This is a genomic window from Inhella sp. (assembly GCF_041912635.1).
Lineage (GTDB): Bacteria > Pseudomonadota > Gammaproteobacteria > Burkholderiales > Burkholderiaceae_C > Inhella.
Map to the genome: position 1 here is coordinate 45,697 of NZ_JAYRMO010000014.1, position 26,607 is coordinate 72,303.

Consider the following 26,607-nt stretch of genomic DNA (forward strand, 5'->3'; position numbering starts at 1 on the left):
AGGCGCAGGCGCCCAAGCCGCTTCGATAGCGGCCGGTTTGAAGCGAACAGGACAACAGCCGAGGGAGGCCAGCATGGCAAGACATCAGCAACGAGGTTTCAGTCTGGTCGAGTTGATGGTTGGCATCACGGTCGGCCTCATTGCGGTGGCAGGGGCCTCGACGGTTGCCGTCCATCAACTCACGGAACACAAGCGGCTGGCGCTGGAAGCGCAGACCCAGCAAGAACTGCGCGCCGCTGGCGAAATCATGGCCAGGGAACTGCGCAAAGCTGGCTCCTGGGGGTCGCCTGAGTTGGGGCTGTGGTCTGAGCGCAACCCGGCGCCGCGCGTCAACCCCTACACGGAGCTCATCGTGGGCGACGACGGCCGCCGCATCGAGTTCTCGTACAGCAAGTCTTTGGACATGGCAGCGGATTTCGGAACGGACAACGCGACCGTCCCCGCGGAGGACGAGCGTCGCGGCTTTCGCCTCAAGGGGCAGCAACTTGAGTTCAAGCTGGGCAGTGGTGGCTACCAGCCCCTGACCGACCCTGCCACGCTGGTCATCACCCACTTTGAAGCGAAGGTCATTGCCACGAGTTCGCAGCTGGCCAGCCGTTGCTTCAAGCCATGCGAGCCAGGCAATGACCAGTGTCCGCCCCAACTCACAGTACGCAGCGTGCAGATCGCAGTCGAGGGCCACGCTCGTCATGACAGCCAGGTCAAGCGCAGACTGAACTTCACGACCCGCTTGAGTGCAGACCAATTGAGCGGGAGTTGTCAGGCATGAAGATCCACACGGCGCACAGAGGCGCGGCCACCCTGGTGGTCGTGATGGTGCTGTTCTTCGTGATGGCCTTGGTCGCCACCTATGCGAACCGCAACCTGGTGGTCGAGCAACGCATTGCCGCCAACTACCAGGAGGTGGCATTGGCCACCGAGATGGCGATCAAGGGTGCCGACACGCTCCTCACCCTGCTGAATGCGCCCAATGTGTCGGCTCAGTGCCAAGTCAGTTCGGCCGGCGCCAATACCCTGCGCGAGCGCCTGCTGAGCATCGATGACGCGGGCAAGGTCAGCCCCCATGTTCCCGATAACCGGTTGGGCGATGGTCAGACGGACGTCGTGATCTGTGACCAACCCACAAAGGGCGACTGGGCTTGCCAGTGCCCCCTGAACGACAAGCCCGTAGGACTGCCTGAGGCCAGCACACGCAGCAGTTCAGCCAGGCTGCGCATCAGCGCAACCCTGCCGGGTACGGGCCACCTTGAACTCACCTCACTCGGCTGCGCGCAGGGCAGTCAAAACTGCCGCGAGGCCTGGGACAGCGGGGCGAGCGACGACAGCGTGGCCTTTTATGCGCAAGTGAAACGCAAGGTGCGCCTGGTGCTGGTGAGCGCCTTGAAGATGCCACCGAGTAGCGCATTGGTGGCAACCGGCAGCTTGAGCTTGGGGGGCGGCATGGCTGCCGTGAATGACGATCCGTCGACCGGTGGCATCGCCATCCAGCATGGCTTGCCGGCGACGGGTGCACTCGATCATGTGCGTGGGCCGGGTGGCAGCGGCAAGGACTTCGCCATCCTGATGAATCCGGCGCTCAACAGCCTCAGCGCCGAAGCCTTTTTCCAACGCAGCTTCGGCATGGGCATGGACGACTACCGGCAGCAGGCGGCGGTCGATCGCTTGGACTGCAGCGGCGACTGCGCGCAGACCCTGCGCGAAAGAATCGGCGCCGGTGCCCAGGTGCTTTGGCATGACGGCGACTTGAGCCTGGCCAGCGACGCCACGCTCGGCAGCAAGACCCGCCCCATCGTGCTGATCGTCAACGGCGCATTGCGCATTCAGGGCGCGCTGCGTATCCACGGCCTGGTGTTCGCGGCCGGAAACGCCGAGTGGCTGAGCGGCAGCATGGGCGCATCGTGGCTCAACGGCGCCTTGCTGGTGGCGGGCAACTGGGTTTCCAGTGCAGGCGTGCAACTGCGCCATGACCCCCAGGTTCTCAATCGATTGAAGGTGGCCGCCGGCACCTTCGTGCGCGCGCCTGGTGGCGCCTGGAGCGAGCAATGACCTGTGACCCTTCCCCTGCTTCGTCCCGTCGTCAGCGCCGTCAGCGTGGCGCCTCCCTGATCGAAGCCTTGGTGGCGCTGCTCGTCATGGGCTTCGGCATGCTGGCCATTGCCGGAATCAATGCCAAGCTGCGACACAGCGGGGACTTCGCCAAGCAGCGTGGCGAGGCCAGCCAGCTGGCGCGCAATGAAATGGAGCGTCTCCGGGGCTTCGTGGCCCTTACGCGGGATGCCTCGCATGCACCCACCGCCCTGGTCTTCGATGAAATCGTCGACGGCACCTGGGATGTACCCGGCACCAGCACCACCTACACCGTCTCGCGTGCCGTCAGTGCGGCGCCCGCGGGGGCACGGGTGGTTCGCGTCGCCGTGACCTGGCTGGACCGCCGCAGCACCGACAGCAACAACCCGAACAAGCTGCAGTACGAGATGCTGCTGCCCGCGGAAGACCCGAAGCTGGTGGCCAGTCTCTACGCCCCGCCCGAGAACCAGGTCAGCCAGCGGCGGCCGCTCGATCGCCACCCCGCCATCCCCTTGCGCGCGCGCAGTCTGGACACCACGGTCAGCGTGTTCAAACCGATCGCCAATGGCACCGTGGCCTGGGTGTTCAACAACATCTCGGGCGTGCTTACCGGTGTCTGCACGGTCAGCGCAGCCAGCACCCACGCGTCGCTCACCCTGGCCGATGTGTCCAGTTGTGTGAACAACCAGGGCTCCGGCTCCTACCTGTTGCGCGGCCAGGTGCGCTTCTCGCTCGGCAGCCCGCCCAATTCCGCAACCCCGAACGATGCCGTGCACGCCCTAGGGGTGGAGATCGTGCTCGACAGTGCAGTGCATATCGGCAGCCCCGAATGCGTCGCCGACAGCAGCGAGAACGTCGCCGTGGGCATCCAGGCCGTCGACTACTACTGCCGCATCCCGGCGCGCGAGCCTTCCGTGGGTGATGCGGAGCTCTATTGGTCCGGCACGGCCAACCTGACCGGCCTGAGCCTCGCGGCAGGCGGCTACCGGGTCTGTCGCTACAGCGCCGACTATGACGGCAACGGCAACATCGACAACGCCGAACACCCGGCGCGCTACCTTCGTCTAAATGCCTCGCTGGCGCAGCAGAACTTCCTGGTCGTGCGCTTCGATGAGGCCTGTCCAGCCGGCCAGGCCGTGGACCTGGATGCGGGGGTGTTCAGCAACACCGCGACGGCGGCCCACCAGCCCTGAACAAGCGACCCGGTGCGCTGGCTAGACTGGCGCGATGACCGAATCCAGCCCCCTCGCTGCCGTCAATTGGCTCGACCCGCAGCAAGCGATGGCGGCCGTGCTCGACGTCGCCGCGCAGGCCATCGGGCTCAGTGATCCGAATCCCCGAGTGGGCTGCGCCATCGTGTCGCCCGCAGGCGAATTGCTCGGGCTGGGTCATACCCAGCAGGCCGGAGGACCGCACGCCGAGGTGATGGCGTTGCGCGACGCGCAGGCGCGCGGTCAGGACGTGCAGGGCGCCACCGCCTATGTGAGCCTGGAACCCTGCTCGCACCATGGCCGCACCCCACCCTGCTGCGACGCGCTGATCCGCAGCGGTATCGCCCGGGTGGTGGTGGCCCTGGGGGACCCCAACCCCCTCGTGGCGGGCCAGGGTCTGGCGCGTCTGCGCGCCGCGGGCCTGCAGGTCGAATTCGGCCCGCGAGCCGCCCAGGCCGAGGCGCTCAATTGCGGATTTATGCAGCGCATGCGTACCGGCAGGCCCTATGTGCGGCTGAAATGGGCCTCCAGCCTGGATGGCCGCACCGCCCACCCGGACGGCCGCAGCCAATGGGTCACGGGGCCCGCAGCGCGCGCCGACGGACATGCGTGGCGGAAGCGCGCCGGCGCGGTGCTGACCGGCATTGGCACCGTGCTGGCTGACGACCCGCGCCTGGATGTGCGAGAAGTTCCCAGTGCCCGCCAACCGCTGCGGGTGGTGCTGGATCGTCAGCTGCGCCTGCCGGCACAGGCGCGCATCCTGCAGGGTGAACCCATCCTGATCGCCCACGGTGCGGGCGCCACCGGTACGCGGCCCGACCTGCTGGACCGGGGCGTGGAACTGCTGGAACTGCCGCTGAATGAACAGGGCCGGCTCGATTTGGCCGTGCTGCTCGATCGGCTCGGGCAGCGCCAGATCAATGAGCTGCATGTCGAAGCCGGCGCCCGGTTGAACGGCAGTTGGCTGGCCGAAGGCAGGGTGGACGAGTTGCTGGTGTACCTGGCGCCGCGCCTGCTCGGTCCAGGCCTGGGCTGCGCCGAACTGCCCGGGCCCGTGCCGCTGAACGACGCGCAGCGCTGGCAATGGATCGATGTCAGCCCCGTCGGCGGCGATTTGCGCCTGCGCCTGCGACGCCCGGGTTCGCCCTAGTGCGGCCGCCACGGCCCCCTAGAATCGCGCCCCTATGCCAATGTCCCCCATCCCCGAGCTGGTGGCCGAGCTGGCGGCCGGCCGCATGGTCGTCCTGATCGACGACGAAGACCGCGAGAACGAGGGCGACCTGGTGCTGGCGGCTGACTGCGTCACGCCAGAAGCCATCAATTTCATGGCCAAGTTCGGCCGCGGCCTGATCTGCCTGACCCTGCCCCGCGAAACCTGCGAGCGCCTGCGCCTGCCGCCCATGGCGCAGCGCAATGGCACCCAGCATGGCACCGCCTTCACGGTCTCCATCGAGGCAGCCACCGGCGTCAGCACCGGCATCTCCGCTGCCGACCGCGCGCGCACCATCCAGGTGGCCGTGGCCCCGAATGCGCAGGCCGCGGACCTGGTGCAACCCGGCCATGTCTTTCCGCTGCAGGCCCAGGAAGGCGGCGTGCTGATGCGCGCCGGCCATACCGAAGCCGGCTGCGACCTGGCCCGCATGGCCGGCCTGAGCCCCACCGCCGTCATCTGCGAAATCATGAATGACGACGGCACCATGGCCCGGCTGCCGGACCTGGAGCGCTTCTGTGCCGAACATGGGCTGAAGATCGGCACCATCGCCGACCTGATCGAGTACCGCAGCCGCCACGAAAGCCTGATCGAAGTGCTGGCGCAGCGCCCGCTGAACACCCGCCATGGCCGCTTCGAGGCCACCCTGTACCGCGACCACAGCGGCGCCCAACACCTGAGCCTGCACCGCGGCCAGTGGCAGGCAGGCGATGCCGTGCTGGTGCGCGTGCACGAACCGCTGAGCGTGCTGGACCTGCTGGAATGCGATGGCAGCCGCCACAGCTGGGCGCTGGACAGCGCCCTGGCCACCCTGGCCGCCGCGCCGGCCGGTGTGGCCGTGCTGCTGAATTTCGATGCCGCCGATTTGGCCAGCCAGTTCGGCCTGCGCGCCGAGCCCAGCGCCGCCGCACGCAGCACGGCGGACCTGCGCATCTACGGCGTGGGCGCACAAATCTTGCGCCATCTGGGCGTGCAGCGCATGCAATTGCTCGGCAGCCCGCGCCGCATGCCCAGCATGACGGGCTACGGCCTCGAAGTCACCGGCTTTTTGCCCATGAATGCGGAGGCGGCTCATGCAGGGCGCTGATCAAGGCCAGGCCAAGTTTCTGGATGGCCGCGGCTTGCGTGTCGGAATCGTGCGGGCGCGCTTCAACGACGCCTTGACCCAGGCGCTGCAAGACGCCTGCGAACGCGAGCTCGTCGCCCTGGGCGCCGAGGTGGTGGCCCGCCACACCGTGCCGGGCGCCCTGGAAGTGCCGCTGGCCCTGCAGGCCCTGGCGCGGCGCGGCGGCGTCGATGCCCTGGTGGCGCTGGGCTGCATCATCCGCGGCGAGACCTACCACTTTGAGCTGGTGGCCAACGAAAGCGGTGCCGGTGTCACACGCGTCGGGCTGGATTCCGGCCTGCCGATCGCCAATGCCATCCTGACCGTCGAGAACGAGGCCCAGGCCTGGGCTCGCGTGGACAAGGGCCGCGATGCCGCCCAGGTAGCCGTTGAAATGGCGCGCCTGTGCGCCGAACTCGACACCCATTCCAACCGTTCCGGAGACCGTTTGTGAGCGCCGCCCCCAGCAAGACCCGTCAGGCCCGACGCCAATCGCGCCAAGTGGCCCTGCAAGGGCTCTACCAGTGGCTGCTGTCCGGCGAGGATGCCGGCAGCATCGACGCCCACCTGCGCGACCAGGGCGGTTACGCCAAGTGCGATCAGGCGCATCTGGACCTGCTGCTGCACGGCTGCATCCGCGAAGCCGGCGCCCTGGATGCCGTGCTGGCCCGCCATGTCGACCGCCCGACCAAGGACCTGTCGCCGGTCGAGCATGCCGCCCTGCTGATCGGCGCCTTCGAGCTGCAGCACTGCATGGACGTGCCCTACAAGGTCGTCATCAACGAAGCCGTGGAACTGGCCAAGGGCTTTGGCGGCACGGACGGCCACAAGTACGTGAACGGCGTGCTAGATCGCGTGGCGGCCCAGTTGCGTGCGGTGGAAGTCGAGGCGGCACGCGCCGGCCGCGCGAGCCAAAAAGCCAGCCGCCCGTGAGCCCCGGCTTCCGGCTGACGCAGCGCGTCTACTGGGAAGACACGGACGCCGGCGGGGTCGTCTACTACGCCAACTACCTGCGCTTCCTGGAGCGCGCGCGCACCGATTGGCTGCGCAGCCTGGGGCTCCAGCAGGAACGCCTGCGCCACGAGGCCGGCTGGGTCTTCGTGGTGGCCCATGTGGACGCCCGCTACCTCAAGCCCGCGCGCCTGGACGACCTGCTCGACATCAGCGCCGAGATCCTGCAACTGGAGCGCGCCAGCGTGCTGTTCGGCCAGCAGGTACGGCGCGGGGATGAACTGCTGCTCGATGCCAAGGTGCGCGCCGCTTGCGTGGATGCCCAGAGCTTCAAGCCGCGCCGCCTGCCGCCCGACCTGACCGAGCAACTCCAGGGCCTGCTCAGCAAGCCCGCCTGAACTCACCGCTACTGCGCCAAGCCCCATGAACCAAGACCTTTCCATCTTTGCCCTGGTGGCCCAGGCCAGCCTGATCGTGCAGCTGGTCATGGCCGCATTGCTGATCGTCTCGGTGGCCAGCTGGAGCGTGATCTTCAGCAAGCTCTTTGCGCTCGCACGCGTGAAGAGCGCCAACGAGGCCTTCGAGCAGGAATTCTGGAGCGGCCGCAACCTCAATGAGCTCTACCAGGGCGCACAGCAAAAGCCCCAGGGGGCGCCGCTGGAGCGCATCTTTGCCTCGGGCATGCGAGAGTTCCTGAAGCTGCGCGAGCGCCGTGTCACCGACCCCGGCGCCATGCTGGACGGCGCCCGCCGCGCCATGCGCGCCAGCTACCAGCGCGAGCTCGATGCGCTGGAGTCGCATCTGTCCTTCCTGGCCTCGGTCGGTTCGGTCTCGCCCTACGTGGGCCTGTTCGGCACGGTGTGGGGGATCATGCACGCCTTCGTTGGCCTCTCCAATCTGCAGCAGGTCACGCTGGCCACGGTGGCACCCGGCATCGCCGAAGCCCTGGTGGCCACCGCCATCGGCCTCTTTGCCGCCATCCCGGCGGTGATCGCCTACAACCGCTTCGCGCGCCAGATCGACCGCAGCGCCATCACGCTGGAGACCTTCATCGAGGAGTTCTCCAACATCCTGCAGCGCAACGCCAGCACACCGGCGCAACAGGGGTAAGCGATGCCCGCCATGGCCCAGCGCGGCGGCGGCCGCCGCCGCACCATCAACGAGATCAACATGGTGCCCTTCATCGACGTGATGCTGGTGCTGCTGATCATCTTCATGGTCAGCGCGCCGCTGATCACCACCGGGCTGATCGATGTACCGAGCGTGGGCAAGAGCCGCGCCCAGCCCGAGCAGGTGCTGCAGGTGCTGATCGACGCCGAAGGCAAGCTCAAGTTCAAACGCGACAAGGAAGAACCCGAAGCACTGGCCTTGAGCGTGCTGGTGCAGCGGGTGAAGTCTGCCCAAGGCGGCAATGCCAACATCCCCGTCGTCATTTCGGCGGACCGCAAGGTGCAGTACGAGTCGGTGGTACAGGTGATGGACAAGCTGCAATCCGCCGGAGTGCAACGCGTGGGCCTGGCCGTGAAGCCGGGCGCGACCCGCTAAGCCATGGCCACCACGCTGGCGCAGCCGCTGCGACCGCAGTCCAACGTCGGCCTCGGGCGCGGCGTGGGTCTGGCGCTGCTGGCGCACGCCGTGCTGCTGCTGGCGCTCAAGGCCGGGCTGGATTGGCGCAGTCACGACGAGCCGGCCCTGGAGGCGGAACTCTGGTCCGCCATTCCGGAAGCCGCCGCCCCCAAGGCTGTGGAGCCCGAACCGCCGCCTGCGCCTGCGCCGCGGCCCGCCCCCAAGCCGCAAGTGCAGGAGCCGGAACCCCAGCGCGAAGCCCAGATCGCCATCGAGCGCGAGCGCAAGCTGCAGCAAAAGCTCCAGGAGCAGCGTGAGTTGGCCGAGCGCAAGAAGCAGGAGCGCCTGGCCGCCGAAAAGCTGCAGCAAGAACAGGCCAAGGCCGACAAGCTCAAGGAAGAGCAGGACAAGCGCGCCAAGGCTCTAGAGGAGGCGCGGCGCGAAGCCCAGCGGCAGGAGAACCTGCGACGGATCCAGGGCCTGGCCGGTGCCAGCGGTGGCCCGCAGTCCACCGGCACGGCCCAGCAGTCCAGCGGGCCCAGTGCCAATTACGCCGGCCGCATCAAGGCCCGGGTGCGCCCCAACATCGTGTTTGCCGAAACGGTGGCCGGCAACCCGCTCGCCGAGGTGGAGGTGCGCTGCGCACCCGATGGCCTGATCCTGGCCGCGCGCCTGCTCAAGAGCAGCGGCCACGCCGGCTGGGACCAAGCGGTGCTGCGCGCGGTCGAAAAGACCGAGCGTCTGCCCCGCGACACCGATGGCCGCGTGCCGGCCAGCATGGTGCTGGCCTTCAGGCCGAACGAGTGAGCGCGGCGGGCCAAAGGGCGTCGACGCTCAGACGCCCCGGGCCCCAAACCAAGATCAACAAGGCCAGCGCACCCCAGAACTGGTGCTGGATCAGCGCGGCAGGCGCAATCTCGGCCAGGCTCAGCACCGCCATCAGATTGACCACGCTCAGGCCCGCGGCCGCGAAGCGCCCGCCCAAGCCGAGCGCCAACAGCACCGGTAGCACCAGTTCACCCGCCGTGCCGGCATAGGCCGCCAGTTCGGGCGGCAGCAGCGGCACCTGGTATTCGTCCTGGAACAGGGCCAGGGTGGTGTCCCAATCGCGCAGCTTGGTCAGGCCGGACAAAAAGAAGGCCTTGGCCAGCAGCAGCCGCGCGCTCAGCAGCAGCAGGGATTGCAGCCAGGACAGCGGCATGCGCAGGCGCTGGGGCAGCCGGCTGGGCTGCAGGCCGGCGTCGCTAGCCCCTTGCCAGAGCGCCAGCAGGAAATTCTTCGCGGACATGGGTGTGTGCCTTGAGTGGGAATAGGCAGTGGTCGCGCCAAGCCACCAGACCTTACGGCTGCAGCCCCAACAGCCAACCGGCCGCCAGTGCGGTATGCAGGGCCTGACCGGGGTGGAAATCGGGGGCCGCTTCCAGTGCGGCCTCGATGGCCGCACCAAGGGTCGCTCCGTCCTGAAGTCGCTGCAGCCACAGGCCCCAGCCCGGTGGCAGCGGCGCCCAGCAGGGGCGCCAGCCCTGCCGCCACACCAGCAGCTCGCCCTGCCCTGCCCCGGCACCGGGTGCCTGCCAGGCGGGTGCCCCCACCGCCTCGGCACACGCCCAGGCCCCGGCGGGCAGTTGCAACCGGCGCAAGTGCGCACTCAGCGTGAGCACGCCATCGCCCTGCCCCTGCAGTTGCTCCAGCAGGTCCGTCTGTGGGTATTCATCGGCCTGCCAGCTCAGTGCATGCAGGGCCCAATCCAGTGCCGCCAGGGCCGGCAGCTCGGGCTCCACCTCGGGCAGTTCGGCCAGGAAGGCCGGCAAGGCCGCACCCCAACGCGCCAGGTCACCCTCCTGAGGCGGCTGGCGCCGCGCAAAGGCCCAGGCCAGCCCCGCGAAATCCTCACTGCCCAGCCAGGCCTGCACACGGGGGTAGGCGGCCGCCAGTACGCGCACGCTGAGCGCCTTGGCATGTTCACGGTAGGCCGCGAGCCCCCGCGCCAGGCCATGGCCCCCCAGGCTGCTCAGCCCGGCCGCTTCCAGCGCCCCGGCCGCCGGGGCCTCAGGGCCCCAGATGGCCTGAACCAGGCGCGCCTGCGCGTCCGCCGTCATGCGAAGGCCCTCTCTTGGTCGGCTCGCTGCGCCTGCGCCAGCAGGGTGTCCAGCGGGGGCAGCTCGGTGTCCCACTCGATCAGACAGGGCACCGGGCCGAGGCGGCGGCAGGTGTGGCGGTACAGGGCCCAGACCGGTTCGCTGACCGCGCTGCCGTGGTCGTCGATGACCAAACCGTCGATCGGCTGGCTGTGCCCGGCCAAGTGGATCTCGGCCACGCTGCCGGGACGGATTCGGTCCACCCAGTCCTGACAGGCCTGCAGCGGGTGCGGCTCGCCTCGGTTCAGCGCGTTCACCATCAGATTGTTCAGGTCCAGCAGCAGCGAACACCCGCTGCGCCGGGTCAGTTCGTTGAAGAACTCCGGTTCGGCCAGACCCGGCTGCGCCCAGCCCAGGTAGGCGCTGAGGTTTTCCACCGCGAGGGGCCGACGCAGGCGCTCCTGCACCTGCTGCACGGCCTGGCACAGGCGCTGCAGGCTCGCCTCGTCAAAGGCGATCGGCAGCAGATCGGCCGCATGCTGGAAGCCGCCCAAGCCCGGCACCCGCGCGAAGCAGGCATGGTCGGAAACCCGCACGGGTTCGCAGGCCTCGACCAGGGCGGCCAGTTGATCGAGGTGATCCGGGTCCACACCCGCAACCGACCCCAGCCCCAGGCCCACCCCGTGAAGGCTCAGCGGGTAGTGCTCGCGCGCCTGCAGCAGCAGGGCTCGCGCAGCCCCGCCGGCGCCGAAGTGGTTCTCGCTGTGCACCTCGATGAAGGGCAGCGGCGGCAGCCGCTGCAGCAATTCCTCGTGGTGCGGGTGGCGCCAGCCGATACCGCACTGGCGCTCGTGTTCACCCGCCATCGCTTATTTCTTCAACTTGGCCTTGGCCTCGTCCGCGGTCAGCCCCTTCATCGCCTTGCATTGGCCTTTCGGCACGTACTTCCATTCGTCCGGCGAGTTGTCGACGGTGGACTGCCCGGCGCAGGAATGGCTGCCACTGAGGTTGGCGCAATCGTTCTGCCCGGCCTTGCTGATGCCGAAGCATTTTTCCTTGGCTTTGTCCTGCGCCAGCACGGGTTGACTCAGCGAAAGACCCACGGCGGCACCGACGGCGGCCAGAACGAGACGTTGGCGAGAAATCATCATCAGACTCCTGAGTTGGTAGTGGAGGTGGACCGCGACAGTCGCGGCCATCTTCGGTGAAGACCGGCAGTGGTCGCAACGCGGGCCGCATCCTTACACTGCGCGCGCTCCGATGCCCCTTCAGCCCCTGCACCCCACCGACCTGGAGGCCTTGCGCCCCCAGTTGCTGCGCTACGCCCAGCTGCAACTGCGCAACCCGGCGTGGGCAGAGGATGCAGTCTCCGAAACCCTGCTGGCCGCGCTGGAGCGCCCGCAGGCCTTCGCCGGGCGCAGCCAGTTGCGCACCTGGCTGATCGGCATCCTCAAGCACAAGCTGGTCGATCAGATCCGCCGCAACTGCCGCGAAATTTCCACCACGGCCGACGACGAACGCTCGATTGAGGATGAGCTCTTCGCGGCCGACGGCCACTGGCGCGAACAGCCGGCCGACTGGGGAGACCCCGAGCACAGCCTGCAGCAGGCCGAGTTCTTTCGGGTCCTGGAGGCCTGCGTAGACCACCTGCCCGGCCAGCAGGGTCGCCTCTTCATGATGCGCGAGTGGCTGGAGCTGGAGACCGACGAGATCTGTAAGGCGCTGGGCATCACGCCGACCAACCTCTGGGTCATGCTGCACCGTGCCCGCCTGCGCTTGCGCGAGTGCCTGCAGCTGAATTGGTTCCAGTCGCGGGAGGTCGGTCGATGAAATGGATGCTGAGCTGCCGCGAGACCTCGATGCGCCTGGTGCGTCAGGAGGCCGAGCCCCTGCCCTGGTGGTCACGTGTGCAGGTACGCATGCACCTGCTGGCCTGCCGGGGCTGCCAGCGCTTCGCCGGGCAAATGCGGCTGATGAGCCGGGCCAGTTCGGCCTGGCGTCGCTACAGCGAGCGGGACGACGCACCCTGAGCGCCGGGCCTTGCGCCCTGACGAAGCCTGGCTGCGAATTCCATCACTGCCCCCGGTTTTCCTCGGGTGTTTCAGGGGCATTCGGTCAGGCCGCGGCCGGTAGCATTCGGGTCTTTCCAAGCCAACCCCTAGTTTGAGGGACCCGGTCCATGAGTTTTTTGAACCAAATGCGCATCAGCTGGCGCCTTGCCCTGAGCTTCGGCCTGCTGATCCTTTTGCTGATCGTCATCGGGGGCTTCGGCGCCAACAGCGCCAGCCGGCTGTCGAAGAGCTTGGATCGCACGGCCAACAGCAGCTTGGTGAAGATCGCCGCGGTGCAGAGCCTGGAGGCCCAGGTCAGCGTGCTGGCCCGCGCCAGCCGCGACCTGCTGCTGCTGGATGCAGCCAACCAGATCAAGCGCCAGCAGGCCGCCATCAACGCGGCACTGGAAGAGAGCAACAAGCAGCTCGCCGCCCTGGAAGCCGCCGCCGACAGCGATGAGGAGCGCACGCTGCTCGCACAGATGAAGGACCGAAAGGAAAAGCTGGTGGCCGCCATCACGAAGTTCCGCGGCATCCAGAAGGACGGCAGCCCCGACGAGGCGCGTGAAAGCCTGATCGCCGACATCCGCCCAGCCCAGACGGCCTACCAGGAAAGCCTCAAAGGCATGGTGGACCTGCAATTCAAGTCGGCCCACGACCTCGCCGAAGAAGGCGCGAATGTGGCGACGAATGCCAAGTGGATGACGATGGGCCTGCTGCTGGTGGCGGTGCTGATCGGCGTGGGCGGGGGTTGGGCCATCGTCGGCACCATCATTCGTCCGGTGCGCGTGGCCCAACAGGCGGCCGAGGCGATCCGCAGTGGCGACCTGACGCACGAGATCCGCACCGAGGGTCGGGACGAACTGGCCCAGATGCTGCATTCGATGCAGGAGATGCAGTCGGCCCTTTCGGGCGTGCTGGCCAGCGTCAACGCCGCGGCCAATGAGGTTTCCAGCAACGCCAGCGCCATCGCGACGAGCAACCATGACCTCTCCGAGCGCACCTCGCGCTCGGCCGGCAACCTGCAGACCACGGCTGCATCGGTGGAAGAGATCGCCGCCAACCTCAGTGGCGCCAGCGAGCTGACCCGCAAGGCTGCCACCATCGCCACCCAGGCACGCGGTTCGGCTTCGGCCGGCGGTCAGGTGGTGGGCCAGGTGGTGGCCACGATGCAAGAAATCAGCGCCAGCTCGCGCCGCATCGGCGACATCATCGGCGTGATCGATGGCATCGCCTTCCAGACCAACATCCTGGCCCTGAACGCGGCGGTGGAAGCCGCGCGGGCCGGCGAGCATGGCCGCGGCTTCGCCGTGGTGGCTTCCGAAGTGCGCGCCCTGGCCTCGCGAGCGGCCGATGCCGCCAAGGAAATCAAGGTGCTGATCAGCGAGTCCACCGTCAAGGTGGAGAACGGCACGACCCTGGTGAACAACGCCGGCGCCACCATCCGCGAAGTGGTGGACGAGGTCAACAACATGGGTCAGCTGATCGAGGAAATCTCGCTCTCTGCACAGGAACAGGCGGGGGGCGTCAGCGTCGTGAACCAGGCTATGAACGAGCTCGACCGCAGCACCCAGCAGAATGCCGGCCTGGTCAGCGAGCTCAACCGCAGCACCGAAGCGCTGACCGACAGCTCGGCCCGCCTGCTGGAGGCCGTGGCCTACTTCCGCACCAACAACTGAAGAACTCGAAATTTCAAGGAGAAGCGCATGAACTGGTTCGTCCGCAGCACCGCCCTGGCCGTCCTGATGTCGGCCGGCTTGGCGATGGCCGCGCCGAAGGTCATCAAGAAGGTGCCGCCGGAGTTCCCCGCCGAGGCCGCGCGCAAGTCCATCAACGCGGGCTCGGTGCGTGCCAAGCTGACCATCGGGCCGGATGGCTCGGTGCTGGAGGTTGAGATCGTCGAAGCCGAACCCAAGCGCGTGTTCGACCGCGCCTCGATCGAAGCCCTGAAGGGCTGGAAGTTCGAAGGCACGGGGCAGAAAGAGACCCACGAAGTCAAGCTCGTGTATCGCAACGAGGAATAAGCGGCTCAGCCGAGCACGCGCTCGGCCATCCGCTCGGCGGCGCCCCGATGGGCAGCCGCAAACGCCAAGGCGGCCCTGCGCATCTGTTGCAAGGCCGCTTTGTCGTTTAAGAGTTGCAGCGCCAGAGCCAGGGCAGCTTGGACATCGCTCACCTGGCGCGCGGCATCGGCTTGCAAGGCCAGCTCGGCCGCCTGCGCGAAATTGAAGGTGCTCGGCCCAAGGATCAGCGGGCAGCCGCAGGCCGCCGCCTCGATCAGGTTCTGGCCGCCAAAGGGCCCGAAGCTGCCGCCCAGCAGCGCCAGATCGGCCAGGCCGTAGTACAGCGGCATCTCGCGCATCGAGTCGCCTAGCCACAGGGGCTGCGCCTGGGCGGAGGCGTCAGGGCCGGCGTCGCCCCAGAGCGATCGGCGTGCGGGGCGCCCCAGCAGCGTCGCCACCTCCTCGAAGCGCTGCGGGTGGCGCGGCACCACCAGCAGGCGCGGACGGGGCGCCGGCAGCGCCTGCCAAGCCTTCAGCAATTCCGCCTCCTCGCCCTCGCGCGTGACGGCGGCGAGCAGAACCGGCGGGCCGGTGGGGCGCCAGGCCTGGCCCCGCTGCAGCAGGGCCAGATCGGGCTGCAGATCGAACTTCAGATTGCCCAACACCTCGACCTGGGCCACACCCATCAGGCGCAAGCGCTCGGCATCGGGCTGGGTCTGCGCGAGGGCGCTGCGCAGCCGCCGCGCGGCCGCTCCGAGCAGGTTCGGGAAGCGCTGCCCCTGCCGCAGGCTCTTGGCGCTCAGCCTCGCATTGACGAGGTGGATCGGCGGCGCCTGCGGGTCGGCCAGCAGGGTGGGCCAGACCTCGGTCTCCATCAGCAGGCCAAGGCGCGGGCGCCAGTGGGCGTAGAAGCGCCGCACCGCGCCCGGCGTGTCGAGGGGCAGCCAACATTGGGCATCACCCTCGCGCAGCAGCGCCCGACCCGCTTCCCGCCCGGTGGCGGTGGTGTGCGTCAGCAACAGGCGCAGGCAGGGCTCGCGCCGACGCAGGGCCTCGATCAGCGGCTGTGCAGCGCGGGTTTCACCCAGCGACACCGCATGCAGCCAGACCCAGCCGCCCTGCCCTGCGCCGGAGCCATAAAAGCCCAGGCGTTCGGCCATCGCCGCGCGGTAGCCCGGCTCAATCCGGCCACGCCACCACCAGCGCGCCAGCAGCATCGGAGCGGCCAGGCGCATCGCGCCGCCCCAGAGCCAGCGCGCGGCGCGCTCGTGCATCGGCTCAGTGTCCGGCCTGGAAGGTCGCGTCCGGCTTGACCTTGAGCAGCTCGCCCATGACCTCCGCCTGGATGCGATCCAGCGCTTCCTGCGTATGGCCCTCGAAGCGCAGCACCAGCACTGGCGTGGTGTTGGAAGCGCGGATCAGGCCGAAGCCATCCTTGTACTCGACGCGCAGGCCGTCGATGGTGATGACTTCCCTGGCGTTCGGGAACTTCGCCACTTCGAGCAGGCGCGCCGTGATGGCGTGGTGCTCACCCTCGGCGCAGGGCACGTTGAGCTCGGGCGTGTTGACCGAATCCGGCAGGCTGTTGAGCAGCTTGCTGGGGTCCTTCTCGCGGCTCAGGATCTCGAGCATGCGCGCGGCGGTGTACATGCCATCGTCGAAGCCGTACCAGCGCTCGGCAAAGAAGATGTGACCGCTCAGTTCGCCGGCGATCGGCGCACCGGTCTCCTTCAGCTTGGCCTTGGCCAGCGAGTGGCCGGTCTTCCACATCAGCGGGCGGCCGCCATGCTTCTTGATCCAGGGCGCCAGGCGCTGGGTGCACTTGACGTCGTAAATGATCTCGGCGCCTGGCACGCGGGTCAGCACGTCCTTGACCAGCAGCATGTACTGGCGGTCCGGCATGATGACTTTGCCGTCCTTGGTGACGATGCCGAGGCGGTCGCCATCGCCGTCAAAGGCCAGGCCGAGCTCGGCGTCGCAGGCGTGGACGATCTTCTTCAAGTCTTCCAGGTTTTCGAGCTTGCTTGGGTCCGGGTGGTGGTTGGGGAAGTCACCATCCACCTTGGAATAGATGTCGATGACCTCGCAGCCCAGCGCACGCAGGATGGCCGGGGCAGAGGCGCCGGGGATGCCGTTGCCGCTGTCCACCACCACCTTCATCGGGCGGGCGAGCTTGCAGTCGCTGACGATGCGCTGCAGGTACTCGGCCTGGATGTCCATCTGGCCCGCGCGACCCTTGCCCTTGCTGTAGTCCTCGGCTTCGATGCGGCGGCGCAGGCCCTGGATCTCCTCGCCATAGACGGCGTGGCCGGCCAGCACCATCTTGAAACCGTTGTAGTCCTTGGGGTTGTGGCTGCCGGTGATCTGGATGCAGCTGTTGCAGCCATGCTGGCCGCGCGTGGCGGCCACGTAGTAGGTCATCGGCGTGGTGACCATGCCGATGTCCACCACATCGACGCCGGCAGCGCGCAGGCCGCGCATCAGGGCCGCGGCCAGCTTGGGGCCCGAGACGCGACCGTCACGCCCCACCACCACGGCCTTTTCGCCCTTGGCGCGCGCCTCGGTACCGAAGGCGCGACCGATGTGCTCGGCGACCTTCTCGTCGAGGTTCTTGCCGACGATGCCGCGGATGTCATAGGCCTTGAAGATGGATGCGTCGACTTGCATGGGCGTGCCTGGGGGTCAAAAGGGCCGGGATTGTAGGAAGTGCCGGTTACCTGCAGGTACTCAGGTCGAGGCCGTGAACAGATCGCCCAGCGTCGGCTCGACCGGACCGGTCAGCGTGCCCACCAGCACCACGCTGAGATCGTCCAAGCCGGCGGCCGCGCCGTTCTCGACGAAATAGATGTGGACGGCCGTGTTGGCGGCATCGCCGCGCGCGCCGGTGGGGTCGGCCGTCACGAAGACCACGCAGCGCGCCCCATCGGCCAGCACGAACTTGCCGGCCGCCGCGCTGGTGGCGAAGTCGGCGCTGGACAGCAGGGCCTGGGCCTTGTTGAAGATGAACTCGGCCGTGGTGGCTACCCCCGCCAGCGTGCCACCGGTGGCGCCGTTGAGCGCCGGGCTGGCGGCGGCAATCGCAGCGCCGGCAAAGGCGCTGAAGTCCAGCTTGTCGGAGCCGACGGTGAAATTCAGCAGGGTGTCACGCCCGTTCGCCGCCGCACTGGCCTCGAACACGAAGCGATCCATGCCGCCGTTGCCGCCGTTGACGTTGACGCCGGCCGACAACGCGAAATTGCCGCCGTCCGGGTCGGCGCCGCTGTTGAGCACGAAGGTCACGACGTCATTGGTGTTGAAGCCGGCCAGGAAGCTCAGCAACACAGTGTCGCTGGCACTGTCGTAGCTGGCTCCGGTGAGCGTGCCGTTGCCGGGGCCGGCATTGATGGCAGCCAGGTTGGCATTGATCAGCGCCGCCATCGCGACGCCGATGGTGTCGGCGCTGGCGCCGTCCAGCACGGCGCCATTGCCATCGCCATAGCTGGTGTCCGCCACCGCAGCCTCGGTCAGGGTCAGGGCGGTGCCGTCGATCGTCATTGCGATAGTGATGCGCTTGCCCGCCGCTGCCACGGCATCGGGCGTGCCGCTGAGCGTGAATGCCCAGGTCTCCGCGAAGCTGCCGGTGCCACCGGGCAGGCCACCGTCCAGGGTGTCATTGCCGCCGCCCCCGCGCAGCAGGTCGTCCCCACTGCCGCCGACGATCAGGTCGGCCGCGGCGCCGCCCCACACCGTGGCGCCCGGCCCCACCGTGCTGTCCACCACGGTGATGCTCATGCCGGTGTCCATCGGCGCCACCGTGCTGGCCTGGCCGGCGCTGCCGAACACCAGCCCGCCCAGGCTCAACACCGAGCCGGCATAGCTGAAGAGCGTGGTGCTGCCGGCCTTGAGGGCACCGGCATCGAGGTCGAACACCAGGGCCGTGCCCTTGTCGGTCGAGCTGCGGGTCAGCACCACGGCCTCGAACAGGGTCACGGCGCTGACGCTGGCCAGGCGGCCGAGCACCAGCTCATCGTCGCTGCCGGCCGTGCCCATGGCCTGCAGCCCGCTGGCGCTGAGGGCACTGAGATCGAGCACGTCGAAATCGACCCCGAAGCCCGGCGAGGCCCCATTCAGCGTGGCCAGGTTGACGGCACTGATCGCCCCGCCCACAGCCGCCGAGCCCAAGGCCTCGTTGGCCAGGCGCACGGTGTCATGGTCGTTGCCGGCACCGTCCGTCAGCCGCGGGCTGCCCTGGGTCGCGCGGAAGATGTTGTCGATGGCATAGACGTCGTCGCTGGCCCCGTTGTCGCGCAGGAACTCGAAGCCGCTGAACTCCAGCGCGCTGGTCTCGGGCCCGCCGGCAAGGCGCACACTAGCGCCGTCCTGCCCCGACAGGCTCTGCCCCAGGGTGAAGATCTTGGGGGCGGGCGAGCTGTTGAAGCTGATGGCGTCCTCGGCGTCCTGGGAGCCCACCAGCTTGAGCTGGCCGGCAGCCACCCCGTTGTCGGGCGTGTGCGAGCTCAGCACATGGGTATTGCCGCTCAGCGGCGTCACGCCGTCGCCCGTGGTCGGCGTCACCGTCGCCAAAGTGCGGCCGCTGCTGTTGGTGTCGTCCGCAAGATTGCTGCTGGGCACCCAGGCGCTCATGGCCACATCCACCACGATGCTGCGTGTCAGCTCATTGAACTTCACCGTGTTGGTACCGCCGCGCAGGATGCTGCTGCGTGCCTCGGGCGACTGGGCCGAGCTGAGCACCAAGGTCTCGTTGCGGTCGCTGCCCTGCACCACGCCCCAGAGGGCATTGGCCTGGGTAATGCTGCCACTCAAGCCGGCATCGCGGTACTCGAACAGGCTGCGCGCATAGGGCTGGCCGCTGTTCAGGTCCGAGAGCTCCACCCGGTGGGAGGCACGGTCCAGGCTGGCGTCCACATCGGTGGCGGTGTTGAAGTTGCGGCTGAACTGGATGAGCCAGTCCTGGCCGGAGTTGGTGAGGTCGATGACGCCAGCGCCGGCCGCCGCCACGACCTCTTCGACGTTCTTCAAGGTGTCCATGCGATCGGTGGCACCACCGAAGGCGTCATCGACGCCGTTGTCGTTGACGAGCACGTACTGCGTGCCGACCGCGGCCTCGTTCGTCACCAGCAGCACGATCTTGCCCGTCTCGGCGCTGTAGTCCACGCGGTCGGTCTGCGCGCCCAAGTCAAAGGTGTAGAGGCTCTGGTTGCTGAGCTGCGGCAGGTTGCCGCGGTCGGCACTCTGGTTCGTCAGCACCAGGGGGGCCCCAGCCACGGCGCCGGAGGCCTTCAGCGCGGCCACGCTCATGCGCACGTCGTCCGTGCCGGCCTGGTTCAGCAGGTCGTAGGTCAGGTAGGTGTTGAGCGGGATCTCCCCCTCGGCCGGCGAGCCCGGCGGGTGGGCATTGCTGTTGTTCATGTTGTCGGCGATCAGCACCAGATCGGGCGTGCCCACCGGCGGCGGCGTCAGGCTGGTGTCGTTGACGACGACCTCGATCTGCCCCACCCCACCACTGAGCACCAGGCGCAGCGTCTCCGCGCCCTCGGTCAGGGCGTCGGCCGTGAGCGGGATCTGCACCACGCCGCGGCCCTGTGCGTCCAGCGTGAAGAAGCCCGAGAGCGGGGCACCGCCGATGTCCGCGCTGCTGATGCCTTGCAGGGTGTAGGCCACGGTGCTGCCGGCGCTCAGCTGGGTGGTGTTCAGCGTGATGTCGACGGCGCCGCCCTCGTTCACGCTGCTCAGGCTGGCCGACAGCGCATAGGTGGACGCCGGCGGCGGGGTGAGGCTGGTGTCGTTGACCGTCACGCTCTTGCTGACCAGGTTGTTGCCCACCGTTAGCACCAGGGTCTCCGGCCCTTCGGTGCTGGCATCGGCCACCAGCGCCAGCGTGAGCAGGGCGCGGCCGTTGGCGTCCAGCGTGAGCGAGCCGGCCAACACGCCTCCCGCCACATCGGCTGTGCTGACGCCGCTGATCGTGTAGGGCAGGCTGCTGCCGGCGGCCAGGCCCGTGGTCTGCAATTCAAAGCTGATGCCATTGCCCTCATTCACCTGCGCGCTGCTGGCCGTCAGCGCATAGGTGGGGTCGGGGGCGGGCTGCAGCGGGGCCAGCAACTGCCCGAAGCCCTTGCCGTCGTACACCGCCCCGGCGGGCGACAGCGCAAAGCCGGCCGCCTTGTCCACTCGGCTGGCCAGCGCCGCCTTGACGGCGAGCAGGTCGGCGTCCGTGCCGCTGTACTCGTTGACCATGCGCACGATGTCGAGCGCAAAGTCGCCGCGCGAGGCGTAGTTGGGCATCAGCGGCTGGATGGCCGCCACCCAGCTGGCCCTGACATCGGCCGTGGCGCCGGTGCCAAAGCTGAGCGTTTCCACCAGCAGGCTTGCGAAGCTGCTGTTGCTGGCAATGTTGGCGTAGCCCGTGAACGGCGACTGCGGTACCGGGTAGTTGAAGAGGAAGTTCGCCAGACTGGCGGGCGTGGCCCCCGGCTGGCCCAGCTCGTAGCTGCCCCAGGCCACCAAGTCGGCCGTGGGCGCCGAACGGAACAGCTGCGCAAAGAGTTGAATGACTTTGGCGGCGGAAGGGGTGAAGTTGTCGATGGCGGCCATGCGGGTCTCCTGCGGTGACGGGCCATGATGCCGCAAGCCACCCCGCTCTTGCATTGCAGCGCGCCAGCTGTCGATTCGTCGGCCTCCCACCCCCGGCGAGAGCGGCCTGCCTAGACTGCCGCGCCATGAACACCCTCTTCTCCGCCCTGCAGCTTGCGCGCCAGGACTTCTTCAAGCTGCGCAAGCACCGTGCCGCGCCGGCCTGGGCCATGTGGCTGATGACCGGACTGGTCTCGCTGGGCTGGGGTGCCGGCTTGCTGACGCTGATTGCCGTGCTCGGCCGGCGCTGGGACAACCTGGACTGGCTGCTGACCCAGGCGCCACCCTTCTTCGCCAGCACCTTCCTGATCGGCGCCGTCTTCCATGTGGTCTTCACAGTAATCGAGCAACAGGCCCCGCAACACTTTCTGGATTGGGTCAATGGTGAACCGGGCATGCTGGTGTCGCTGTTCTACGGCCTGGTGTCGATGGCCTGTGTGGGCCTGGGGCTGGGCCTGAGCTATCTGCTGCTCGGCCAAATTCCCGGCATGGAACGCGCACTGTGGGCGCCCCAGCGCAGCTGGTGGTCGTTTGCGCTGGTGTGCATCTTTGCCAGCGTGCTCTGGGGCCTGTGGGCCTGGCAGCAATGGCATGAGGAACAGTTGCGCCGCCAGGCCAAGGAGGCCGAGTTGCGCCTGCTGCAGGCGCAGATCGAGCCGCACTTTCTGTTCAACACCCTGGCCAATGTGCGCAGCCTGATCGACTTCGACCCACCGGCCGCCGGGCAGCTGCTGGACGCCTTCACCGACCACCTGCGGGTGAGCCTGACCAGCATGCGCGCGGAGACGGTACCGCTGGAGCGCGAGCTGGAGCTGGTGGGCCACTACCTGCGCCTGATGCAGTTGCGCATGGGGGATCGCATGACCTTTCGCATCGAGGCCGATCCCGAGCTGGGCGCCGTGGCCGTGCCGCCACTGCTGCTGCAGCCGCTGGTCGAGAACGCCATCCACCACGGCCTGGAGTGCTGCATCGACGCCGGCACGATCGAGATCCGCGCCGAGCGGCGCGCCGACCTGCTGGTGCTGAGCGTGCGCGACAACGGCGTGGGGCTGGACGCCCCGAAGAAGCGCAAGGGCGCCGGCGTGGCCACGCAGAACATCCGCGAGCGCCTGGCCAGCCGCTATGGCGAGCGCGCCCGCCTGGTGCTCCAATCCGCGCCGCCCCGTGGCACCCTGGCCACGCTTGAGATCCCCCTGAGCACACCATGAGCCTTCGCGCCCTGATCGCCGACGACGAACCCCATCTGGCCCGCCACCTGCAGGCCCTGCTGCAGCAGGCCTGGCCCGAGCTCGAGATCGTGGCCAGCGCCCGTAACGGCCTGGAGGCCGCCCAGCAGATCGCCGAGCTGAACCCCGACCTCGCCTTTCTCGACATCCAGATGCCGGGCCTGACCGGCCTGGAAGTGGCGCAGGGCATCGAAGGGCCCACGCGCGTGGTCTTCGTCACCGCCTACGACGAGTACGCCGTGCAGGCCTTCGAGGCGGCCGCGCTCGACTACCTGCTCAAGCCGCTGCAGCTGGAGCGCCTGCAGCGCTCGGTGGCGCGGCTGCGCGCTTCGTTGGGCAGCGATCAGGCCGCCAACCAAGCCGATGGCCAGCTCGGCGCCGCCCTGCAGGCGCTTGCTCCCAAGGTCACGAACCCGCTGCGCTTCATCCGCGCCAGCAACGGGGAGCTGACGCACCAGATCCCGGTCGCCGACATCCTCTACTTCCATGCCGACGACAAGTACACGGTGGTGCAGACGCCGCAGGGCGAGCACCTGATCCGCACACCCATCAGCGAACTGGTGGAGCAACTGGACCCGGAGTGCTTCTGGCAGGTCCACCGCTCCACCATCGTCAACCTGCAGCACCTCGCGGGCACGCGGCGTGACGACAACTCGCGCCTGTTCGTGCGCTTCCACGGGCACGGGCGCGAGTTGCCCGTGAGCCGGGCCTACGTGGCGCGCTTCAAGGCGATGTAGCCAGCGCAGCGCGCGGCCGCGCCAGCGGCGCACCCGGTAGCAGGATGGCCGGGCACACGCCCCAGCGCTGGGCCGCCAGCGCCAGCAGGCGGCCTTCGCTGTCGGCCAGATGGGCATCGGCCTCGGCCACGGTCACGCACAGGGCCAACACCTGTTGCTGCAGCGTGGGGTCCTGCACCTCGTCCAGCAGGCTCAGCAGCAGCTCCTCGCTCAGCCGCCCGTTCCAGCAGCCGGCATGGGGCTGCATCAGGTCTTCGCACAGGGTGCGCAGCACGTCCAGCAGGTCGGCATCGCTCAGGCCCAGGCGCTGTGCGGCGGCGGTCTGGGCCAGGGCCTCGAACTCGCGCGGGCTGGCCACGCCGTCGCTGATCAGGGTCAGGGCCACCAGGCGTGCGGCGGCCTGGGGGCTGTTCTTGGGGTAGTTGCGCATCAGCTTCTCCAGGGTTCGGGGGTGGGGTCGAAAGCGAGGGGCGTGCGTGGTGCCTGGCGGGTGCGCGGGCGGACCCGCTGGCGCTCGTGCAGGCGGCCCAGCCGCTCGGCCAAGGCCTCGGCCAGTTGCGCCAGCAAGCGTGGCCAGTCGGTGCCCCGCTCGGTCAGCACCAGTTGTTGACCGTGGCGGCTGCGCAGCAGCAGCTGGCACTCCTTGTCGCAGCCACCGCGCGGCCCGTTCAGGTCGCGCAGCCGGATCTGCACCGCAGCCACCCACCAGGCCAGCCGGCCCAGGCTGCGCCGCACCCGCTGCACCGCCAGCGGTGCCCAAGGGCGCAGGTCTCGGCCCTGCGCCACCCATCGAATGTCCATCGCGACTCCTTCACCCCAGAACGCTGGGGCGCCGCCATGGTCGTCGCAGGGCTTCTTCCGTAAAAGCAGAATGTGACTGAGGCTTACTTCGAAGGAATCTGATGAACTACCACCATCTGCACTACTTCTGGGTGGTGGCCAAGGAGGGCGGCATGGCCCGAGCGGCCGAGCGCCTGGGCGTGGCGATCCAGACCGTCTCGGCCCAGGTGCGCGAACTGGAGCGCGCGCTGGGCACCAGCCTGCTGCGCCCGCAGGGCCGCGGCCTGGCCTTGACGCCCGCGGGTCAGGAGGCGCTGCGGGTGGCCGATGAGATCTTCCAGCTCGGCGCCCAGCTGCCCCAGCGCGTGCTGGCCGCCCAGGAGGGGCCGGCGCTGCGTCTGGCCGTGGGCCTGGCCGATGGCCTGCCCAAGCTCTGGGTACGGCATTTCCTGGACCCGGTGCTGGGCGAAGCCCATCTGCACCTGCGCTGCGTGGAGGGCCGGCCGGATGAACTGCTGGCCGATCTGGCCCTGCACAAGCTCGACCTGGTGCTGACGGACCGCGAACCGGCGCCGCAACCCAATCTGCGCTTCTATGCCCACGCCGTGGAAACCGCGCCGCTGAGCTGGTTCGGCACCCCGACCCTGGCCGCCGCAGCGCGCGTGGACTATCCCGCCCGCCTGGCGGACCTGCCCGTGCTGCTGCCCACCGGCCACGCCGCCATCCGCCTGGGGCTGGAGCGCTGGTTCGAGCGCCATGGCCTGCGCCCGCGCATTGCCGGCGAGTTCCAGGACAGCGCCCTGCTCAAGACCTTCGGCGCCGCCGGACTCGGGGTGTTCGCCGCCGTCAGCGGTCTGGCGGGCGAACTGCAGTCGCACTACGGCGTCGAGCCGATTGCCCCCATCGACGGCGTGCACGAGCAGTTCGTGGCCCTGGCCGCCGAACGCAAGATCCAGCACCCCCTCTTGGCCCGGCTGCTGGGGACAGGTCCGAAAACAGCACGCGCGTGAGCGTGGCGCGGCCAACAATGCCGCCATGCTGCTCGACCCCAACGCCTGCTACGCCGCCCTCACCGCCCGCGACCCGCGCTTTGACGGGCAGTGGTTTGTGGCCGTTTCCAGCACCCGCGTGTACTGCCGCCCGGTGTGCCGCGTGCGCACACCCAAGGCGGCCAACTGCAGCTTCTACGAGCTGGCCGCCGCGGCGGAAGCGGCCGGCTACCGGCCCTGCCGCAAGTGCCGGCCGGAACTGGCGCCGCGCGCGTTCTCGGCTCTGGTGGCCAGCGAGCAACTGGCCCAGGCCGCGCGCGAACGCCTGGATGCCGGCTGGCTGCAGGGTCTGGCCGACCTGGCGGCGGAGCTGGGCGTGACGGACCGGCATCTGCGCCGCATCTTTCAGCAGCACTGGGGCGTGAGCCCGCTGCAATACCAGCAGACCCAACGCCTGCTGCTTGCCAAGGCCCTGCTGACCGACACCGATCTGCCCATTGCCGACGTGGCCTTGCGGGCCGGCTTTGGCAGCGCACGCGCCTTCCACGCCGCCTGGGCCCAGCATTACCGCTTGGTGCCGGGGGATTTGCGCCGCCAGGCCAAGCCGGGCTCGAATGCACCGCGCGCCCGGCTGCAGCTTGGCCTGCGTCCGCCCTTCGCGACCGAGCATCTGCTGCGCTTCCTGGGGCTGCGCGCCGTGCCGGCGGTGGAGGAGGTGAACGAAAACGCCCGCACCATCACGCGCTGCTGGCCGCTCAGCGACGGGCGCTGGGGCCAGCTGCGCGCCCGGCTGGGCGAGCGCGCGGTGGAGCTGGAGCTGAGCCCGCTGCTGTGGCAGCAGCCCGGCGCCGTGCTGGCGGGCGTGCGCAGCTGGCTGGACCTGGATGCCAACCCGGCCATCATCGACGCCCATTTGCAGGCCGCCGGCCTGCCCGTGCTGCCGGGGCTGCGCCTGCCCGGCTGCCCGGATCGCTTCGAGCTCGGCCTGCGCGCCATCCTGGGCCAGCAGGTCACCGTGGCCGCTGCGCGCACCCTGGCCACGCGCCTGGTGGAACGCTATGGGCAGCCGCTGCCGGCCGAGGAACGCCTGGAGAGTGGCCCCACGCACCGCTTCCCGCGCCCCGAGGAGCTGGCCACCGTGCCGGCCGAGGACATCGCCGCACTAGGCATGCCGCTCAAACGCGCACAGGCCTTGCAGGCGCTGGCGCGCGCCTGGCCGCAGCTGCGCTTTGCGCGCCGCCAGGGCGAGCCCGCGCTGGCCGAGCGCGAGCTCACCGAGCTGCCCGGCATCGGCCCCTGGACGGCCGCCTACCTGCTTATGCGCGGCTGGCCGCACCCGGATCGCTTCCTGCCCGGCGACGTCATCCTGCGCCAGCAGCTCGAACGCCACCCGCAGGTGCAGCCCGAAGCCTGTGCCCCCTATCGCAGCTACGCCGTGCTGCAACTCTGGAATGCCGCCCCATGAAGACACCGTTCGTCGCCCAATGCCATCTGCCCACCCGCTGGGGCCCGATGCTGATGCGCCGCACCGAACGCGGGCTGGCCGGCCTGTGGAGCGACACCCAGGCCCACCATCCGGGCTGGCTGACCCTGCCCGATGAACCCCAGCACCCCTGGTTCCAGCAGGCCCTGCAGCTGCTGGAGGACTGGCCCACGCTGCGCGGCGACCCCGCCCTGCCGCCGCTGGACCCGCAGGGCACGGACTTCCAGCGCCGCGTCTGGGCCCTGCTGCTGCAGATCCCCCGCGGCGGCCACAGCAGCTACGGCGCGTTGGCGCGCCAGCTGGGCGACCCGAACAAGAGCCGGGCCGTGGGCGCCGCCGTGGGTCGCAACCCCATCGGCGTGCTGGTGCCCTGCCACCGCGTGCTGGGCGCCGATGGCTCGCTCACCGGCTATGCCGGCGGCCTGGCCATGAAGTGCGCGCTGCTGGATGCCGAGGGCGTGGACTACCGCCGCCCAAGCGCTCTGCCCGGCCAGCAGTCACTGGAATTGGCCTGAGC

At 68.9% G+C, this 26,607-nt stretch carries 29 protein-coding genes; 20 read left to right on the top strand and 9 right to left on the bottom strand.

Translation table 11 applies throughout. The features are described 5' to 3' along the window. Positions 1–73: 73 nt before the first annotated feature. Genes ACE3QP_RS10040 through tolA form a run of 11 tightly spaced genes read left to right on the top strand, consistent with a single transcriptional unit; the run spans position 74 to position 8,917 of the window. Positions 74–769 (top strand): PilW family protein, encoded by a 696-nt coding sequence (locus tag ACE3QP_RS10040; RefSeq protein WP_374435713.1) that lies wholly within the window; start codon positions 74–76, stop codon positions 767–769. After that, positions 766–2,046: a PilX N-terminal domain-containing pilus assembly protein gene (locus ACE3QP_RS10045; protein WP_374435714.1), complete on the top strand. Its 1,281-nt coding sequence runs from the start codon at positions 766–768 to the stop codon at positions 2,044–2,046. The genes ACE3QP_RS10040 and ACE3QP_RS10045 overlap by 4 nt, the downstream gene beginning before the upstream one ends. Next, entirely contained in the window at positions 2,043–3,260 is a 1,218-nt protein-coding gene (locus ACE3QP_RS10050) for a prepilin-type N-terminal cleavage/methylation domain-containing protein (RefSeq protein ID WP_374435715.1), read from the top strand. The genes ACE3QP_RS10045 and ACE3QP_RS10050 overlap by 4 nt, the downstream gene beginning before the upstream one ends. A 34-nt stretch (positions 3,261–3,294) precedes the next feature. Then, entirely contained in the window at positions 3,295–4,428 is a 1,134-nt protein-coding gene (gene ribD, locus ACE3QP_RS10055) for a bifunctional diaminohydroxyphosphoribosylaminopyrimidine deaminase/5-amino-6-(5-phosphoribosylamino)uracil reductase RibD (protein WP_374435716.1), read from the top strand. 34 nt (positions 4,429–4,462) lie between these two features. Continuing rightward, positions 4,463–5,575 carry a bifunctional 3,4-dihydroxy-2-butanone-4-phosphate synthase/GTP cyclohydrolase II gene (gene ribBA / locus ACE3QP_RS10060; RefSeq protein WP_374435718.1) on the top strand — a complete coding sequence of 371 codons (1,113 nt, stop codon included), beginning with the start codon at positions 4,463–4,465 and terminating at the stop codon, positions 5,573–5,575. Then, positions 5,562–6,047: a 6,7-dimethyl-8-ribityllumazine synthase gene (gene ribH / locus ACE3QP_RS10065; RefSeq protein WP_374435720.1), complete on the top strand. Its 486-nt coding sequence runs from the start codon at positions 5,562–5,564 to the stop codon at positions 6,045–6,047. Before ribBA ends, ribH begins: the two co-directional genes overlap by 14 nt. Continuing rightward, a complete protein-coding gene (gene nusB / locus ACE3QP_RS10070; RefSeq protein ID WP_198109193.1) occupies positions 6,044–6,526 on the top strand; it encodes a transcription antitermination factor NusB in 483 nt (160 codons plus the stop codon). Before ribH ends, nusB begins: the two co-directional genes overlap by 4 nt. Continuing rightward, complete coding sequence (gene ybgC, locus ACE3QP_RS10075; RefSeq protein ID WP_374435724.1) at positions 6,523–6,942, top strand: tol-pal system-associated acyl-CoA thioesterase; 420 nt, start codon at positions 6,523–6,525, stop codon at positions 6,940–6,942. The genes nusB and ybgC overlap by 4 nt, the downstream gene beginning before the upstream one ends. A gap of 25 nt (positions 6,943–6,967) precedes the next feature. Beyond that, on the top strand, positions 6,968–7,654 hold the full coding sequence (gene tolQ, locus ACE3QP_RS10080) for a protein TolQ (RefSeq protein WP_198109191.1): 687 nt from the start codon (positions 6,968–6,970) through the stop codon (positions 7,652–7,654). A 3-nt stretch (positions 7,655–7,657) separates the two neighbouring features. Next, a complete protein-coding gene (locus ACE3QP_RS10085) occupies positions 7,658–8,089 on the top strand; it encodes an ExbD/TolR family protein (RefSeq protein WP_374435727.1) in 432 nt (143 codons plus the stop codon). A 3-nt stretch (positions 8,090–8,092) separates the two neighbouring features. Beyond that, on the top strand, positions 8,093–8,917 hold the full coding sequence (gene tolA, locus ACE3QP_RS10090) for a cell envelope integrity protein TolA (protein WP_374435729.1): 825 nt from the start codon (positions 8,093–8,095) through the stop codon (positions 8,915–8,917). On the opposite strand, the gene ACE3QP_RS10095 is transcribed toward tolA, so the two are convergent. The 4 genes from ACE3QP_RS10095 to ACE3QP_RS10110 are packed head-to-tail and all read right to left on the bottom strand — an operon-like array spanning position 8,901 to position 11,339. Next, positions 8,901–9,398 (bottom strand): DoxX family protein, encoded by a 498-nt coding sequence (locus ACE3QP_RS10095; RefSeq protein ID WP_374435731.1) that lies wholly within the window; start codon positions 9,396–9,398, stop codon positions 8,901–8,903. The two genes, tolA and ACE3QP_RS10095, sit on opposite strands and share 17 nt — an antisense overlap. Before the next feature lie 52 nt (positions 9,399–9,450). Next, a complete protein-coding gene (locus ACE3QP_RS10100; protein WP_374435733.1) occupies positions 9,451–10,209 on the bottom strand; it encodes a putative DNA-binding domain-containing protein in 759 nt (252 codons plus the stop codon). Continuing rightward, on the bottom strand, positions 10,206–11,054 hold the full coding sequence (locus ACE3QP_RS10105; protein ID WP_374435735.1) for a DUF692 domain-containing protein: 849 nt from the start codon (positions 11,052–11,054) through the stop codon (positions 10,206–10,208). Before ACE3QP_RS10105 ends, ACE3QP_RS10100 begins: the two co-directional genes overlap by 4 nt. 3 nt (positions 11,055–11,057) lie before the next feature. Continuing rightward, a complete protein-coding gene (locus tag ACE3QP_RS10110; protein WP_374435736.1) occupies positions 11,058–11,339 on the bottom strand; it encodes a DUF2282 domain-containing protein in 282 nt (93 codons plus the stop codon). 109 nt (positions 11,340–11,448) lie between these two features. On the opposite strand from ACE3QP_RS10110, the gene ACE3QP_RS10115 reads away from it, so the two are divergent. The 4 genes from ACE3QP_RS10115 to ACE3QP_RS10130 all read left to right on the top strand — a co-directional run bounded on the left by ACE3QP_RS10115 (position 11,449) and on the right by ACE3QP_RS10130 (position 14,263). Next, complete coding sequence (locus ACE3QP_RS10115) at positions 11,449–12,018, top strand: sigma-70 family RNA polymerase sigma factor (protein WP_374435738.1); 570 nt, start codon at positions 11,449–11,451, stop codon at positions 12,016–12,018. Further along, complete coding sequence (locus tag ACE3QP_RS10120; protein WP_374435740.1) at positions 12,015–12,218, top strand: hypothetical protein; 204 nt, start codon at positions 12,015–12,017, stop codon at positions 12,216–12,218. Before ACE3QP_RS10115 ends, ACE3QP_RS10120 begins: the two co-directional genes overlap by 4 nt. 149 nt (positions 12,219–12,367) lie before the next feature. Next, the gene (locus ACE3QP_RS10125) at positions 12,368–13,918 is read left to right on the top strand and encodes a methyl-accepting chemotaxis protein (protein ID WP_374435742.1); all 1,551 of its coding nucleotides are present in this window, start codon (positions 12,368–12,370) and stop codon (positions 13,916–13,918) included. 27 nt (positions 13,919–13,945) lie between these two features. Beyond that, positions 13,946–14,263, top strand: coding sequence for an energy transducer TonB (locus ACE3QP_RS10130; protein ID WP_374435744.1), 318 nt, complete (start codon positions 13,946–13,948; stop codon positions 14,261–14,263). A gap of 5 nt (positions 14,264–14,268) precedes the next feature. Here ACE3QP_RS10130 and ACE3QP_RS10135 read toward each other — a convergent pair whose 3' ends face one another. The 3 genes from ACE3QP_RS10135 to ACE3QP_RS10145 are packed head-to-tail and all read right to left on the bottom strand — an operon-like array spanning position 14,269 to position 20,836. Then, positions 14,269–15,516 carry a 3-deoxy-D-manno-octulosonic acid transferase gene (locus ACE3QP_RS10135; RefSeq protein ID WP_374435746.1) on the bottom strand — a complete coding sequence of 416 codons (1,248 nt, stop codon included), beginning with the start codon at positions 15,514–15,516 and terminating at the stop codon, positions 14,269–14,271. A 4-nt stretch (positions 15,517–15,520) separates the two neighbouring features. Continuing rightward, positions 15,521–16,909, bottom strand: coding sequence for a phosphomannomutase/phosphoglucomutase (locus ACE3QP_RS10140; protein ID WP_374435747.1), 1,389 nt, complete (start codon positions 16,907–16,909; stop codon positions 15,521–15,523). A 60-nt stretch (positions 16,910–16,969) separates the two neighbouring features. Next, the gene (locus ACE3QP_RS10145; protein ID WP_374435748.1) at positions 16,970–20,836 is read right to left on the bottom strand and encodes a beta strand repeat-containing protein; all 3,867 of its coding nucleotides are present in this window, start codon (positions 20,834–20,836) and stop codon (positions 16,970–16,972) included. A gap of 125 nt (positions 20,837–20,961) precedes the next feature. On the opposite strand from ACE3QP_RS10145, the gene ACE3QP_RS10150 reads away from it, so the two are divergent. Further along, the gene (locus ACE3QP_RS10150) at positions 20,962–22,083 is read left to right on the top strand and encodes a sensor histidine kinase (RefSeq protein ID WP_374435750.1); all 1,122 of its coding nucleotides are present in this window, start codon (positions 20,962–20,964) and stop codon (positions 22,081–22,083) included. Continuing rightward, positions 22,080–22,838: a LytR/AlgR family response regulator transcription factor gene (locus ACE3QP_RS10155; protein ID WP_374435752.1), complete on the top strand. Its 759-nt coding sequence runs from the start codon at positions 22,080–22,082 to the stop codon at positions 22,836–22,838. Before ACE3QP_RS10150 ends, ACE3QP_RS10155 begins: the two co-directional genes overlap by 4 nt. Here ACE3QP_RS10155 and ACE3QP_RS10160 read toward each other — a convergent pair. Continuing rightward, entirely contained in the window at positions 22,825–23,268 is a 444-nt protein-coding gene (locus ACE3QP_RS10160; RefSeq protein WP_374435754.1) for a TerB family tellurite resistance protein, read from the bottom strand. The two genes, ACE3QP_RS10155 and ACE3QP_RS10160, sit on opposite strands and share 14 nt — an antisense overlap. Further along, entirely contained in the window at positions 23,268–23,639 is a 372-nt protein-coding gene (locus tag ACE3QP_RS10165) for an HPF/RaiA family ribosome-associated protein (protein ID WP_374435756.1), read from the bottom strand. Before ACE3QP_RS10165 ends, ACE3QP_RS10160 begins: the two co-directional genes overlap by 1 nt. A gap of 101 nt (positions 23,640–23,740) precedes the next feature. On the opposite strand from ACE3QP_RS10165, the gene ACE3QP_RS10170 reads away from it, so the two are divergent. The 3 genes from ACE3QP_RS10170 to ACE3QP_RS10180 are packed head-to-tail and all read left to right on the top strand — an operon-like array spanning position 23,741 to position 26,605. Further along, a complete protein-coding gene (locus tag ACE3QP_RS10170) occupies positions 23,741–24,628 on the top strand; it encodes a LysR family transcriptional regulator (protein ID WP_374435758.1) in 888 nt (295 codons plus the stop codon). Positions 24,629–24,653: 25 nt separating this feature from the next. Then, positions 24,654–26,072, top strand: coding sequence for an Ada metal-binding domain-containing protein (locus tag ACE3QP_RS10175; RefSeq protein ID WP_374435760.1), 1,419 nt, complete (start codon positions 24,654–24,656; stop codon positions 26,070–26,072). Then, complete coding sequence (locus tag ACE3QP_RS10180; RefSeq protein WP_374435762.1) at positions 26,069–26,605, top strand: methylated-DNA--[protein]-cysteine S-methyltransferase; 537 nt, start codon at positions 26,069–26,071, stop codon at positions 26,603–26,605. Before ACE3QP_RS10175 ends, ACE3QP_RS10180 begins: the two co-directional genes overlap by 4 nt. The last annotated feature ends 2 nt before the right edge of the window (positions 26,606–26,607 follow it).